The 13,862-nt window shown below is 44.4% G+C and carries 11 protein-coding genes; 2 read left to right on the forward strand and 9 right to left on the reverse strand.

What is annotated here, in order from left to right; translation table 11 throughout:
- Positions 1 to 202: 202 nt before the first annotated feature.
- The 4 genes from EO131_RS07910 to EO131_RS07925 are packed head-to-tail and all read right to left on the reverse strand — an operon-like array spanning position 203 to position 3,702.
- Positions 203 to 1,042, reverse strand: coding sequence for a 5-oxoprolinase subunit C family protein (locus tag EO131_RS07910; protein ID WP_127020625.1), 840 nt, complete (start codon positions 1,040 to 1,042; stop codon positions 203 to 205).
- Positions 1,035 to 1,769 carry a 5-oxoprolinase subunit PxpB gene (gene pxpB, locus EO131_RS07915; RefSeq protein WP_127020627.1) on the reverse strand — a complete coding sequence of 245 codons (735 nt, stop codon included), beginning with the start codon at positions 1,767 to 1,769 and terminating at the stop codon, positions 1,035 to 1,037. The genes EO131_RS07910 and pxpB overlap by 8 nt, the downstream gene beginning before the upstream one ends.
- Positions 1,766 to 2,509, reverse strand: a complete 744-nt coding sequence (gene pxpA, locus EO131_RS07920; protein WP_127020628.1) for a 5-oxoprolinase subunit PxpA — start codon at positions 2,507 to 2,509, stop codon at positions 1,766 to 1,768. The genes pxpB and pxpA overlap by 4 nt, the downstream gene beginning before the upstream one ends.
- On the reverse strand, positions 2,506 to 3,702 hold the full coding sequence (locus EO131_RS07925) for an Nramp family divalent metal transporter (RefSeq protein ID WP_127020630.1): 1,197 nt from the start codon (positions 3,700 to 3,702) through the stop codon (positions 2,506 to 2,508). Before EO131_RS07925 ends, pxpA begins: the two co-directional genes overlap by 4 nt.
- 182 nt (positions 3,703 to 3,884) lie before the next feature.
- Between EO131_RS07925 and EO131_RS07930 the strand changes: the two genes are divergently transcribed.
- Positions 3,885 to 4,328, forward strand: a complete 444-nt coding sequence (locus EO131_RS07930; RefSeq protein ID WP_127020632.1) for a hypothetical protein — start codon at positions 3,885 to 3,887, stop codon at positions 4,326 to 4,328.
- Here the strand turns inward: EO131_RS07930 and EO131_RS07935 are convergent.
- Complete coding sequence (locus EO131_RS07935; RefSeq protein ID WP_127020634.1) at positions 4,325 to 4,735, reverse strand: hypothetical protein; 411 nt, start codon at positions 4,733 to 4,735, stop codon at positions 4,325 to 4,327. The two genes, EO131_RS07930 and EO131_RS07935, sit on opposite strands and share 4 nt — an antisense overlap.
- 260 nt (positions 4,736 to 4,995) lie before the next feature.
- On the opposite strand from EO131_RS07935, the gene EO131_RS07940 reads away from it, so the two are divergent.
- Positions 4,996 to 6,423: a M20 family peptidase gene (locus tag EO131_RS07940; RefSeq protein WP_127020636.1), complete on the forward strand. Its 1,428-nt coding sequence runs from the start codon at positions 4,996 to 4,998 to the stop codon at positions 6,421 to 6,423.
- A gap of 3 nt (positions 6,424 to 6,426) precedes the next feature.
- On the opposite strand, the gene EO131_RS07945 is transcribed toward EO131_RS07940, so the two are convergent.
- The 4 genes from EO131_RS07945 to tilS all read right to left on the reverse strand — a co-directional run bounded on the left by EO131_RS07945 (position 6,427) and on the right by tilS (position 13,840).
- The gene (locus EO131_RS07945) at positions 6,427 to 7,962 is read right to left on the reverse strand and encodes a YifB family Mg chelatase-like AAA ATPase (protein ID WP_127020638.1); all 1,536 of its coding nucleotides are present in this window, start codon (positions 7,960 to 7,962) and stop codon (positions 6,427 to 6,429) included.
- 118 nt (positions 7,963 to 8,080) lie between these two features.
- The gene (locus EO131_RS07950; RefSeq protein ID WP_127020640.1) at positions 8,081 to 10,474 is read right to left on the reverse strand and encodes a penicillin acylase family protein; all 2,394 of its coding nucleotides are present in this window, start codon (positions 10,472 to 10,474) and stop codon (positions 8,081 to 8,083) included.
- Between the two features lie 82 nt (positions 10,475 to 10,556).
- The gene (locus EO131_RS07955) at positions 10,557 to 12,536 is read right to left on the reverse strand and encodes a protein-disulfide reductase DsbD family protein (protein WP_206512868.1); all 1,980 of its coding nucleotides are present in this window, start codon (positions 12,534 to 12,536) and stop codon (positions 10,557 to 10,559) included.
- The gene (gene tilS / locus EO131_RS07960) at positions 12,533 to 13,840 is read right to left on the reverse strand and encodes a tRNA lysidine(34) synthetase TilS (RefSeq protein WP_127020644.1); all 1,308 of its coding nucleotides are present in this window, start codon (positions 13,838 to 13,840) and stop codon (positions 12,533 to 12,535) included. The genes EO131_RS07955 and tilS overlap by 4 nt, the downstream gene beginning before the upstream one ends.
- Positions 13,841 to 13,862: the final 22 nt, after the last annotated feature.

Here is a 13,862-nt window from a genome sequence, read left to right on the forward strand (position 1 = left end):
TGAATATCAATATTTTAGATTAATTCAAAATCCAACATTCAATTATTTTTATTGAAAAGAAAAAGGGCCTGCATCCATCGAGATACAGGCCCTTTTTAGCAACAAGCAATCTGTATCACCCCTTAATCGGAGCAATAATGACCACATTGTTGATTAGGATATTTCCTTCCATAGTCCAACGATACAAAAAATAACTGGGAATCTACAACAGCTTAAAGGTTAATTTGTCGCCCGATTTCTTTTGGGCCAGGGTACAAATGGAAGCTTCCGACAATTGTAAAACCCTTGGGTAGCCTCCAGTCGTCTGCCCATCTTTCATCAAGACGATCAATCGACCTGCCGGTGTTAGTTGCACCGATCCTGGCAAGGTGCCCGAAGTGAGCATGGAATGGGAATGGCCTTCAATCAATTCTGCCATTTGATAAGCCATTCGATTGTTTTCCTTGGAGACCGAGAATGAGGAATCGAAAATTTGATTGAGTTGGGCATCGGTCAGTAGGTCGAACTCTGGACCTTTATGAACCATCAACTCGTCATGATGGTAATGCTCTTCAATCTTCACCTCAGAAATCATGGGATTATAGGAATCGAACGCCTTATAAGGCACCTCATCCCCGTCCTTTAGGCGTTTGGTGGCAGTAACCGGGATGAACTGAGAACGGCTACCCATGATTTTTTCCGTTAAAAATCCGCCTTTTATGGCCAAATAGGATCTAAAACCGTCTGTTAACCGGCCATACGACAATATATCCCCCTTTTCCACCTTCACCACTTCATAATTTTCCAAGGGATGGTTGTTCAATGTTGCGGAAAGGTGCGCGCCCGTCAAACAGATATAGGTTGGATCATGGAATTCAAGGGTTGGGCCGGTCATTGTAATTTCCAAAACGGCATCGTTGGGGTCATTTTCCAACAACAGGTTTGCTTTTTTCACGGAATCCGAGTCCATCGCACCTGAGATAGGCACTCCAATATCACGATATCCAAATCTACCCAAATCTTGTATGGAGATAAAAAATCCAGATTTCAGCACTTTAAGCATTCAAAACGGTCTTTTCTGGTTGATAAATGCCCACTTCCGCCTCTATAATGTGGAGTTTGTATTCGGCCTTGGATATTTTTTCGAACTGTATCTTATCGCCCACTTTCACAAAGCAAGGTTGTTTGGCCGATGGATTGAAAAGGGAAACCGGACAATTTCCGATAATGTTCCATCCACCCGGTGAATCCTGCGGATAGATTCCTGTCTGTTTTCCTGCCAATCCAACGGAGCCTTTAGCCACCTGCAAACGAGGTTCGGCCCTTCTAGGAATTTCCAAGGATTGGGGCAATCCTCCCAAATACATAAAGCCCGGTAAAAAGCCAATACCATACACCACATATTGGTGTGATGTATGCTGTGCAATCAATTCTTCCACCGAAAGATGAAGCGAATCGGCCACCGACGCTATGTCCATACCGAATTCCGGGTCGTAACAAACAGGCAAGGTCCAAAGATGGCGCACTCGTTTGGATTCGGTGTTAAATCGGTTGCTATAACATTCCAAAAGCAAGGTTTTGGTTTCCTCAAAATCCAAATGATCCTGATTATAGACCATGGTGACGGAATTGTAGGCCACAGACATTTCCCAACCTTTAATTTTCAATGCTTTAAAGGCATCCATAAAAATCAGGATGTCTTCCAAAATGGTTTCTTTTACTTCGTTGGGCCATTCCATAAGAACGGCCCGCTCTCCAAAGGGTTTTATGCTGATGGGGTAACTTTTCACTGATGTATCTTAACCTGGTGATTTGGTAATTCTGTTGAAAGATACATCAATATTTCCAATGCCGAGGAAGTGTCGCCGTGCACGCACAAGGTTTGCACTTCTATGGGGACCAACTGGTCCGAAATGGTAAGTACCCTGTTTTCACAAATCATCGGTAAGACATGGTTCAGGACCTCTTCTGGTCGATGTATCAAGGCTTTATCGGACTTTCGGGAGACCAAGCTAAGATCTGGATTGTAATTCCTATCCGCAAATCCTTCAAACCACAGTTCAAAACCTTGCGCTTTCGCCAAACTGGCAATCACCGAACCATAGGGTACATATACTATTGCCCTTGTCCTATATTCGGAAATGGCATTGAGATAATTTTGTGCCAATTCCTCATTTTTGGCGGTTTCATTATACAGTGCACCATGGGCCTTAATATGGTGCAGCTTCCCGTTGATTTCTTCCAAAATACCATCAAAGGTCGCCAATTGATTCTTGATGCTTGCTGAAAGTGCTTCGTTGGAAATATCCATCACTTCCCTTCCAAAATTCGGCTTGTCCGGATACGAAGGATGTGCCCCTATCTTGACCTGATGCTGTTGGGCCAATGCTGTAATGCTACGCATGGTGGCTTCATCACCGGCGTGTCCACCACAGGCGATGTTACAAGAACTGATATATGGAAAAAGGTCGGGCTCATTGCCCACGCCCTCCCCTACATCACAGTTGATATCGATAACAAATGGTTTCATATAGTCCCCACTACCTTTAGTATACTCTTAATGCCCAAAAACAGGGAAAACAAGACAATGGCCCATCCAAAAATGTTCTGCACAAGTGAATTTGCATTGGCGCCCATCACGTCTTTCTTATTTACCACCCAAAGCAGTAACAAGGCCATTACGGGCAATAAAATACCATTGGCCACTTGGGCAAATTGAATAACTTGAATCGGTTTAACATCGAAGGAAAGAAAAACAACACCGCAAAACAATACCGTGGTCCAAACCAGCTTGAAACGTTTGTCCTGCATCCCTCCTTTCCAGCCAAAACAACTACTGGCAACAAAGGCCGCTGCCAGTGGAGCAGTGATCGCTGAAGTTATTCCGGCGGCCAACAAGCCAAAGGCCATGAAATAGAGTGCCATTTTACCAAATAACGGTTCCAGTCCCTTTGCCATATCCAATGCATTGTCAATATAGGCAATGGGTGCCGCCGCTGCGGTTACCAAAATAGCAATGGATACCAGCCCCCCCAAAGCGATGGAAATTATGGTATCCCATTTTACAATATTTAGATCCTCTTTCGATTGCCATTTTTCCTTGACCAAGGAAGCGTGCAAAAACAGGTTGTAGGGTACCACAGTGGTACCCACCAAGGCAATTACCGTCAACAAACTGCCTTTAGGCAACTTGGGCACCAAGGCCCCTTTTACAATTTCATTCAAAGATGGTTTGGTCAATAGGGCACAGATAACAAAACTCACCCCCATAAGGGCGACCAATCCGATAAATAGGCGCTCCAATACCTTATAATTACTGAACCACAACAAAAGAAAAATTACAATGCCAATAATGGCGGGCAGAAAGGGTCTAATTTGAGGAAAGGGAAGTAATTGTTCCAGACCTAATGTAGCCCCACCAATATTGCCGCCCTCATAAGCTGCATTGCCGATCAATATTGCACCCAAAACAATGATCAAAACCAAGTTTTTAAGCCAAGGTGTCTTGAGTTGGTCCTTAACCACATCCACCAATCCTTGTTGGGTTACCACGCCAATTCGCCCTGCCATTCCCTGCAAAACAATGGTGGCCAAAACGGACACTAGAAGGGCCCAAATCAATGAATAGCCAAATTGCACTCCAGCCAGGGTGCACATCGTCAACGTTCCTGGGCCAACAAAGGCTGCCGCGACCAATATACCGGGTCCTAATTTTTTGAGCATTTGAATAGTTGGTTTGTGGTGTTGAAATTAACAGGATATTGGGACAAACCATGTATTTCATCCAAAAAAATGCATTTCGTCTAAAAGTGGGGTGTTTTACATCGACAATTTATACGATTTTGAAAAAGGCAAAGTTATAATAGTCCCAAATCGAACTTTGACCTTAAACTTTGCAAGTACTTATGACATGTAAGGATTGTGACAAGCGTATAGAACACCAACAATTTGAAAATTCCATGGAGTCGCTGGGTGTTCCTCTTTGCGATAGACATTCCCGTCTTATTAAAAAAGTGATCCTGGACAACGACACCCCGATCGAGGCCATTCACTTATTCTATGCCCTAAAGGAAGCCGGAGCGCATCCCATGTTGGAATGGTGGGATGGTAAAAAATCAGTGGATATCGCCATTTCCCGGGTAAAACTCAACATCGAAATCGATAAGGATTATAACATGATCACGCACGAACAGGCCATTAATGACCTGGAAGATGCCATGCACTCCTTTAAAAATGGGTTTACCACAATCCGGATTCCCCATTTGGCCATTAAGTACTATTTGGAGGATACCGTAAAGAACATTCTCGGCATTATTTCCGGACTAAGGGCCAACATCAAGGCCATTTAGTTGCAAAAGATATTGCTTGTGTCCTTTTGTGCTTGTTTATATTCCAGAATATTGATGACAATCGGGAATTCACCGATATTCTCGAGGTCGTTCACATAATTTTTGCCACAGTGCTCAAAAAATTCTGAATCGCCTGGCTCCAATTTCAGCATGTCTATTTTGCCATTGCCATACCTGGTCAACGCCAATCCACCCGTGGTACATGCCATCACGTAATTGGAATTATGTCTTCTAAAAGGTATCCGCTCCCCAGGCAGCAGGATCAAATCCCACAACTTCATGTTTTCATTTTCGAACACCAGTGTATTACTTAGGGCATCCGAAATATCTTGACGCAGCAACTCATCCAGCTTCTCCTGTTCCCATGGATCAAAGTTGCCCACCGGGTTCAATTCTACACATTGCATTTGTTCTCCTTTAAAAAATGGCGGCAAAGATAGGATTGTTTACGAATCAAATTGATTGAATTTGAACAGTTTAACTCATTTTTTGCGTTTTTAAAACCCTTGAGCCACAGGATTGTTGAATTCATTTTGAAACCCTTAAAAAATTAATGGGTCGAAAATCAATGGAAAGTAAGGTGTCTAACCAAATTTTCAATAATTTGTAGCTCTTGTGGGCTGGCTGTTCATCCAACCGGTCACAAACCAACCAAAAAAACCTATTCATGAAAAAATTACTTCTGGGCCTTTTGGCCGTTATCGTGGTTGTTGGAGCCTTATTGATCTTCAACACCTTATCGCTATCATCCAAACAAGTGGCCCCAGAGCCTTTGGAAGCCATGATTTTTCCCGATTCGGCATATTACAACCTTTCCAAGGCCATTCAGTTTAAAACCATTTCCTTTGGCGAAGATGCGATACCCGATTCCACTGCATTTAATGGATTCCATGAATTTTTAAGGGAAACCTATCCCTTGGTTCACGAACAACTTTCCCTTGAAAAAATCAATGAGTACAGCTTGCTGTACAAATGGCAAGGGACAGATGCCTCCAAAAAGCCCATTATACTCATGTCCCATCAGGATGTGGTTCCGGTGGACCAACCCACCCTATCGGATTGGGAAGCACCACCATTTGAAGGACGAATTACGGATACCCATATTATTGGTCGGGGAACTTTGGATGATAAGAGTTCGTTAATGGCCCTTATGGAATCGGTTGAAACCTTGCTTCAACAGAATTTCAAACCAGCCCAGACCATTTATCTGGCGTTTGGCCATGATGAGGAGCTCGGTGGCTCAACCGGAGCCAAAGAAATTGCTGCCCATTTAAAAGCAAAGGGGGTAAATGCTGCCATGGCACTTGACGAGGGTGGTTTTTTGGCCGTTCAGATGGTCCCTGATTTTGACAAAACCGTGGCCATGGTCAACTTGGCCGAAAAAGGCTATGCCTCCTTCAACTTGATAGTTGAAACAAGGGGCGGACACAGTTCAGCGCCACCGAAAGACAATACTTTGGGTATGTTGGCCCAAGCCATCGTGGACCTTGAAAACAATCAATTTCCCTACAAAATGGTGAAGCCGATTGATTACCAATTTGAATATATGGGTGCCGAAATGCCGTTTATGAAGAAACTGGCCTTTGCCAATCCATGGTTGTTCAAAGGCCCTGTATTAAAAGCGCTCAATGCACATACCACTACTGCCCCAACCATTGTGGAGGGCGGTGTTAAGGACAATGTGATACCCACCGTAGGCAAGGCCACCATTAATTTTAGGATATTGCCCGGAGAAACGGTTGCATCGGTAAAAGAACATGTGCAAGAAACTGTGGGCGATAAGATCAAGGTTGAACTGGCCGGTTTTTCCACTGACCCATCCCCAGTTTCGGGAATTGATTCGGAAGCGTTCAAAAATCTTGAATTGACCATCCGTTCCGTGTTCCCGGAAGCTGTTGTAGTGCCAGGTCTGATTGGCGGTGGTACGGATGCCCGCTATTTTTATGATGTGGCCGACGATGTCTATCGCTTTTACCCGATTCGACTTGAACCCGATAGCTATACAAGGTTCCACGGCATCGACGAAAAAATTAGCAAGGAGAATTATCGTGAAATGGTGGAGTTTGCCTATCAATTGATCAAAAAGTTCGGTTAATACTCAGCCCAACCAGCCATCGCGGTCCAGACTGCGGTATTGAATGGCTTCCGAGATGTGTTCTTCGTTCACATGTTCCGATTGACTGAGGTCAGCAATGGTTCGGGATACTTTTAATATCCGATCATACGCACGTGCCGATAAGTTCAAACGTTGCATGGCATTTTTTAACAGATTTTTGGAAGTGGCATCCAATCTGCAAAATTGACGGATATGCTTGGTGCCCATTTGTGCGTTGTAGTGTACTTCCTTGAAGTCTTCAAATCGGATGGTTTGGATTTCACGGGCCATTTCTACCCGCTTTCGAATGGCAACGCTGCTTTCTCCTCTACGGTCGTCCGACAATTTATCAAAAGGTACGGGGGTAACCTCTATATGGATATCGATTCGATCCAACAACGGACCCGAAATTTTTCCCAAATACCGCTGCATTTCAGCCGGGGAGGATGTAACCGGAGCATCGGGATCGTTAAAATAGCCTCCCGGACTTGGATTCATGCTGGCGACCAACATAAAGCTACTGGGATAGGTTACCGCATATTGGGCTCGTGCAATGGTTACCTCCCTATCTTCCATGGGCTGTCGCATCACCTCGAGTACACGACGTTCAAACTCCGGTAATTCGTCCAGGAACAAAACCCCGTTGTGCGACAAGGAAATTTCCCCAGGTTGGGGATAGCTGCCACCACCGACCAAGGCAGCGCTGCTAATGGTGTGGTGTGGACTTCGAAAAGGCCTTTGACTCATCAGCCCCTTGTTCTTTACCTTGCCCACTACACTATGGATTTTTGTGGTCTCCAACGCCTCTTGAAGGGTCATCGGAGGTAAAATGGAAGGAAGTCGTTTGGCCAGCATGGTCTTGCCTGCTCCGGGGGGACCTATCAAAATAATGTTGTGCCCTCCAGCCGCTGCGATTTCCATACATCTTTTTATACTTTCCTGGCCCTTAACGTCGGCGAAATCAAAATCAGGAAGATCCAAATGGTCATAAAATTCCTGTTTGGTATCCACATGGGTTTCCTGCAAAGGTGTGCCTTGATCAAAAAAATCGATTACCTCCTTGATGTTGTCCACCCCAAAAACCGTCAGATTATTCACAATGGCTGCTTCACTGGCATTTTCCTTTGGAAGGATGAAGCCTTTAAACCCTTCCTCTTGGGCCTTAAGCGCAATGGGCAATGCTCCTTTAATGGGTTGTAGGCTACCGTCCAAGGAGAGCTCCCCCATGATAAGATAGTCCTGAATGTTCAAGGAATTGATTTGATTGGAAGCGGCCAATATTCCCAAAGCCAAGGTGAGGTCATAGGCAGAGCCTTCTTTCCGCAGATCGGCAGGGGCCATGTTGATGGTGATCTTTTTGCCCGGAATCTTGTAACCGTTGTTCTGCAGTGCCGCAGCAATCCGATAGTTACTTTCTTTAATGGCATTGTCGGGTAGCCCTACCAAATGGTATCCTACCCCTTTATCCACATTCACTTCCACCGCAATGGTGGTTGCCTCAATGCCAAAAACGGCACTTCCATAAACTTTGATGAGCATATTTTGAAAATCTCTTTAGTGTGGAATAAAATAGCTATTCCCACAACCAAAGAACCTTCTATTTGATGGATGCCCCAGTTTGGATTGACAAAAGCCTATTACCAACCAATAAAATTGGTTAACGCTTTGTAAACGTCAGCACAGATTCGGCAGTTTCTTGGATCTCTGCTTTGTTCATCATCATTTTCCGAAACTGACCATTAACATACATCTCGGCTTGATCCTTGTAGTGTTTACTGAAAGGGTTGCCGGATTGCCCTGTAGGCAAAATACTGATACTGTTTTCGATATCTGAAAAATCGATGATACGCCGCGTGGACGGTCCTGAACTTACTTTGTAAAAACCGGTTCCGTCATACGGAAAAGAAAGATTGTTGATTACTTCACGTGTGCCTTCCACTGGAAAAGGACCAACATTGAAATACGACCGCAATGATGCTACTTTCCCAAACGGGTGTTGGTGTTCCAAGGTATGTACTTTGTCCCATGTCCATTGGCTCGGATCGGGTCCAAGGTCGTTCTCGAGCGAGGCCCATGCTTCCGCAAAGGATTTCATGATCATATCCTTTCTGGTTTCCACCACATCCGGGGTATTGATATTGTCCCACCATTTGCCATTTTCCATTTTTGCTCCCCAAGCAATTTGTCGTTTAAACAGGTGTGTGCCCAAAAACTGTTGGAACATTTCAGGCCCCAATTCATCTTCCATGGTGTTCTTGACCATGAAATATTCACTGCGATGAAACAACGTAGGGCTGGTGCTGGAAAGTGTATATCTTCCATCCCAGTTCTTCAACGAATCCACCAACACCAATTGTTCCTTGGTCAAATGGGAAACATCGAACCATTTGATGAGTTCGGTGATCAATTCAGTATTTACGGGAGAAGTCACATCCAAAATCATGTCGGAAATGGACTCCTTATCCCAGTCATTTTTGGCATCGAGCAACTGCACAATACGTTTGGCCCTGTTCTCTGGCAAATAATAGCCAGGGTACAGCATGCCAGCTATGGAATCGGGTTGGTTATTGGCCGAATATACATAGTTCCATGGTGGATTTATGGCACTTGGGTTTTCTGAAAAATCCAAAAAGCGTAAGGGTTCTTCCGTTCCCGACGCCCCGTTTAAGATAAATTTGGTGGATAGGCTATCGGGCATTTGATAAAGTTTTGCCGTGGCCCACCAAGCCACATTGCCTTCGGCATCACCATACATTACATTTAATCCCGGTGCATGGATTTTTGGCAAAGCACTTTTGAATTCACCCAGATTGGTTGCGTGGCTCAATCCATGCAAAGCGTGCAATACCTCATTTTTTTGTTGGGTATAGATCCATGACATGGCCACAGGTGATTCTCCAGTAACGAAATCAACAACTTGATTCATAACAGGACCATGCTGTGTTTTCTTGTAAGTGAAAGAAACGTCGTCACCATCCTTAACTTTGATGGTCTTGGTCACATATTCAAAATTCTTCCAACCTTCAACGGTTTTGTATTGGGTACTATCAGAAGGATTGACTTCCTCATAATAGAAATCGATATCATCATTTTCGAACATGGTAAGTCCATAGGCCAAGTTCCTGTCGTGACCCAAAAGCGGAAAGGGCACGCCGGCCAAATGATATCCATATTTTTCATACGTTGGGGTGTTCACATGGGCTTCGTACCAAACCGATGGCTGTGCAAACCCAATGTGCGGGTCGTTGGCCAAAATAACTTTACCACTTTTTGTTTTGGCCGGTGCCACTACCCAACTGTTGCTGCCTTCAAATAGTGGGACGGGCAAATTTTCCAGTGCAGCATAAACGCTTGCCGTAATATCCGTTCCCAAAGTATCGGCTGGGGTCCCTTTATAATTTTTGATCCAAACGGTTGTTGTATCCGAATCAATGGCCAAATCCTTCATGTACTCATCCCCCAACTTTTCTCGCATAGCGGACAACAAAGGATCGGTCTTTTGTGCTTGTGCAAAACTGAAGGCCATATACCCCACGGCATTGTACACATCTTCCAAAGTGAACGGTTCCTTGTCAATTCCTGTCAGGTAAAACTCAATGGGTGTCGGTCCCTGTGCTATAAACTCGTTAATGCCATCCAAATAGGCCTGGGCCCTTTCCACCATGGGATCGTTCTGTCTTAAATTGGAAACCGTGGCAACAGATTGGTCTGCTATGCCCAAGGAAAGAAAGAACTTGTCCGTTTTCACAAAATCGGCTCCGAACACCTCGGCAATTCTTCCTTTTGCCACCCTACGCAATAGCTCCATTTGCCACAAACGGTCTTGGGCATGAACATAGCCCAATGCCCTCAGTGCGTCGGATTCATCATCCGCATAAATATGCGGAATTCCATAATTATCATAGTAAACCTTTACTTCATTTTGAAGATTGGCCAAGGATTTAGTTCCCTTATAATCAGGTTTTAACGTGTTGAAAAAGATGAAGATGCCAACAATAAGCAGTACAATGAGAACTGCAAGTGCAAGAAGTACTTTTTTAAGCGTTTTCACGAAAATTTGGTTAAGTCAATTAGTCAACCCTAAGGTATGATTAATTTCTTAGACCCCTATGAAATATTTGTTCGGGTTGGTATTATTTGTTCATCGACAACTGATACTTCTCCAACCCCGATTTTAACCATTCGCGATACGTTTCCACATCCACATATTGCACAGCCTCGTTCAATACTTCCAGATCTGATGAAAGCAACACATAATACGGCTGTGAGGCTGCATTGAAGTTAATGGTTTGGAAAGTGCCCCATTTTTGCCCTACGGTTTCAATGGCCTTTATGCGTCCTGAATCGAACTTAAAATCGAACTTTTCATCATCCGGCAGCTCCTTTCTATCATCCACATAAAGCGAAATCAGCACATACTCATTTTTCAAAATGGAATAAACGCTCGGGTCGCTCCAAACATTTTCTTCCATCTTTCGACAGTTCACACAGGCCCAACCGGTAAAATCGAGCAAAATGGGCTTGTTCTGCTCCTTGGCATGGGCCACGCCTTCTTCAAAATCCTTGTAGCAGTCCAACCCTAGCGGGCAATCACTTTCGGTTTCGACCACACTGTAAAAACTGGGTGGCGGGAAACCACTCAACAGTTTCAGGTCGGTCAGCTTGAACAGTCCCAAAATCAAATAGATAGAAAATACTGCGCTCAAAATACCTGTGAGCTTCCGTGCCGGCGAAAGATTTTTTCTTGGGCCATCGTGCGGAAATCGAAACACACCGAACAAATACAGGGTCATCAGTACAAAGAGCACCACCCAAATACCCACAAATATTTCACGCTTGAAAATGCCCCAGTTGCCCACCAAATCGGCATTGGAAAGGAACTTGAAGGCCAAGGCCAGCTCCAAAAAGCCCAATACCACTTTTACGGTGGTCATCCATCCGCCTGACTTTGGCAAAGAATTCAACCAAGCCGGGAACATGGCAAACAGAGCGAATGGCAACGCCAAGGCCAACCCAAACCCAACCATACCTGCTGTTAGATTGGTGGCCACATTTCCTTCGGCCAAGGTAGTGCTCCCCAATAATCCGCCCAAAATAGGGCCGGTACAGGAAAATGAAACAATGGCCAAGGTGAGTGCCATAAAGAAGATACCCAGTCCCCCTCCTACCTTGGAGGAAGCGGAATCCATTTTGTTGGCCCAAGAACTGGGCAATGTCAGTTCGTAATATCCAAAAAAGGAAAACGCGAAAAACACGAAAATGACAAAGAAGAACACATTGAGCCAAATGTTGGTGGCGATGGTGTTCAATATTTGTGAATCCACCGAATTGAACAAATGAAAGGGCAGACTCAATAGAAAATAGATCAAAACGATAAAGAATCCGTACAACAAGGCATTACCGATTCCTTTGGTTTTTTGTTGGGTCTGCTTGGTAAAAAACGAAACCGTCAACGGAATCATGGGAAATACACATGGGGTCAAAAGAGCGATCAAGCCGCCCAAAAAGCCCAAGCTAAAAATCATCCAGAGATTGGATTTGCCCTCGGAGTCCGTCATCCCGCCCTGGTTCAACAGGGTTTTGTTCTTCAAATCCAATTTTAGCGATTGTCCAAGGGCCACGCTCCTATCATCCACTGCCTTGGTATCCGTAACATAGGTCCCACCATCCAACGAAATTTCAAAAAGGTGGTCCATGGGAATGCACACCTCTTTACAAATCTGGTAGAAAAGGTTTACGGAAATCTGGCGCACATTGGGATCGAGTAATTTGATTTTTTGGGTAAATATGGCCTCTTCTTTAAAAAAGGTTTCCTCCACTTCAAAAATATCGCTGTATTCCTTTATTGTCTCACTCTCCTCTGTCATGCCGACCAATTCGTAATCCTCACCGGCTCTCTCATAGGTAAATTCGCTCGGCAGCGATCCTCCTTCATCGGTATATTGGGAATAGATGTGCCAGCCTTCCATGATCTTGCCTTTGAACACCAATTCGTATTCGGTGTCGGACAACTTATGTACTTCGTGGCTCCACAATGCGGGTTCTTTATCGGTTTGGCCAACCAATGAAAAGTTGGCAAAAAGCAATCCTAAAAGCAGTATAAAATATCTCATGCGATCCATGTAATCTTTACAATCTGTCGGGTTGATTCCTCAACCTTAAAACGTTCGTCGGCCCTGCGACCCAAAACCCAAACGATTTGTTCGTCCGAGCACAAAAGCCATTGGTTTTCCTTGGAAATCAAATCCATTTTTTCATCCTTGAAAAACTTGGACAATTTCTTTTTTCCTTTCATTCCAAAAGGATAAAAATAGTCGCCTTTTTCCCATTTTCTTAACACTAACGGGAAGTTTAACTTTTCCTTATCCAAATAAACGGTATTGTCATCGAATTTCTCCAATTCGCCTACAATTTCCAGTCGGAGGTTAATGGGCAAGTCATTTTTATCTCCCTGTTCAAAGACAAGGAATGTCTCCTCTACCCTATTTTTTATTTTGGAGAGCAACAAATATGCCCTGTCTTTCAACAAAGTATGTGTTTTGGAGACCACCTGTTTACCGCTGGATGCTTTCAACAATGCTTTTAAAGCATCAAAATCGGTAAAGCCATAGCACTCGAACAATCCATACAAATAGGCAGGCAAAGGGCTCAATTTCTCCAAATCCGAAATCTTGATCTGGGTTATGCCATCATCGGCTATATGCCAACCTTCCCTGATTTCATTCAGATGGTTTTGAATCAGGGCTTGGGATTGTTGCAGATACTCTTGGGTTTGCTTAAAATTCTGTAAAAAGGTAGGATGCAGTGCTTTTAAATGGGGAACAATTTGGTTGCGAATCCTGTTCCTAAGGTATTTGTTATCGGCATTGCTGCTATCCTCGCGCCACGAAATGCTTTGCTTTTCGGCATAGGTGGCAATCTGCTCTCGTGAAAACACCAACAACGGCCGCACCACCTCATTGTTCACTTCGGGAATACCGGTCAAGCCTTCCATACCGGTTCCGCGTGACAAATTGATCAAAAAGGTTTCCAAAGCATCATCGGCATGATGGGCCGTTAAGACAAAGTCAAATCCACTGTCTCTAATCAATTCCGAGAACCATTGGTACCGCAACTCCCTTGCAGCCATTTGTACAGAGCCTCGATGGGTACTCGCAAAAGCCTTGGTATCGAACCCTTTTTGAAGGACTTCCACTCCCAGCTGCGCTCCCAATTGCCCTACAAATTCGGCATCACCGTCACTTTCCGCCCCCCTCAACTTAAAATTGCAATGGGCCAGGGTCACCTCCAAATCGATTCGACTGCACAAATGGGCCAGCACTACGCTATCCAATCCGCCACTACAGGCCACCAGCAGTTTTCTTCCCGAAAGGAAAGGAAAATGGATGTCCACGTGCTTTTTAAATTCCGATAGCATGGCGCAAAATTACAAATAAACC

The sequence above is a fragment of the Flagellimonas beolgyonensis genome (assembly GCF_003992615.1).
GTDB classification, from domain to species: Bacteria; Bacteroidota; Bacteroidia; order Flavobacteriales; family Flavobacteriaceae; genus Flagellimonas; species Flagellimonas beolgyonensis.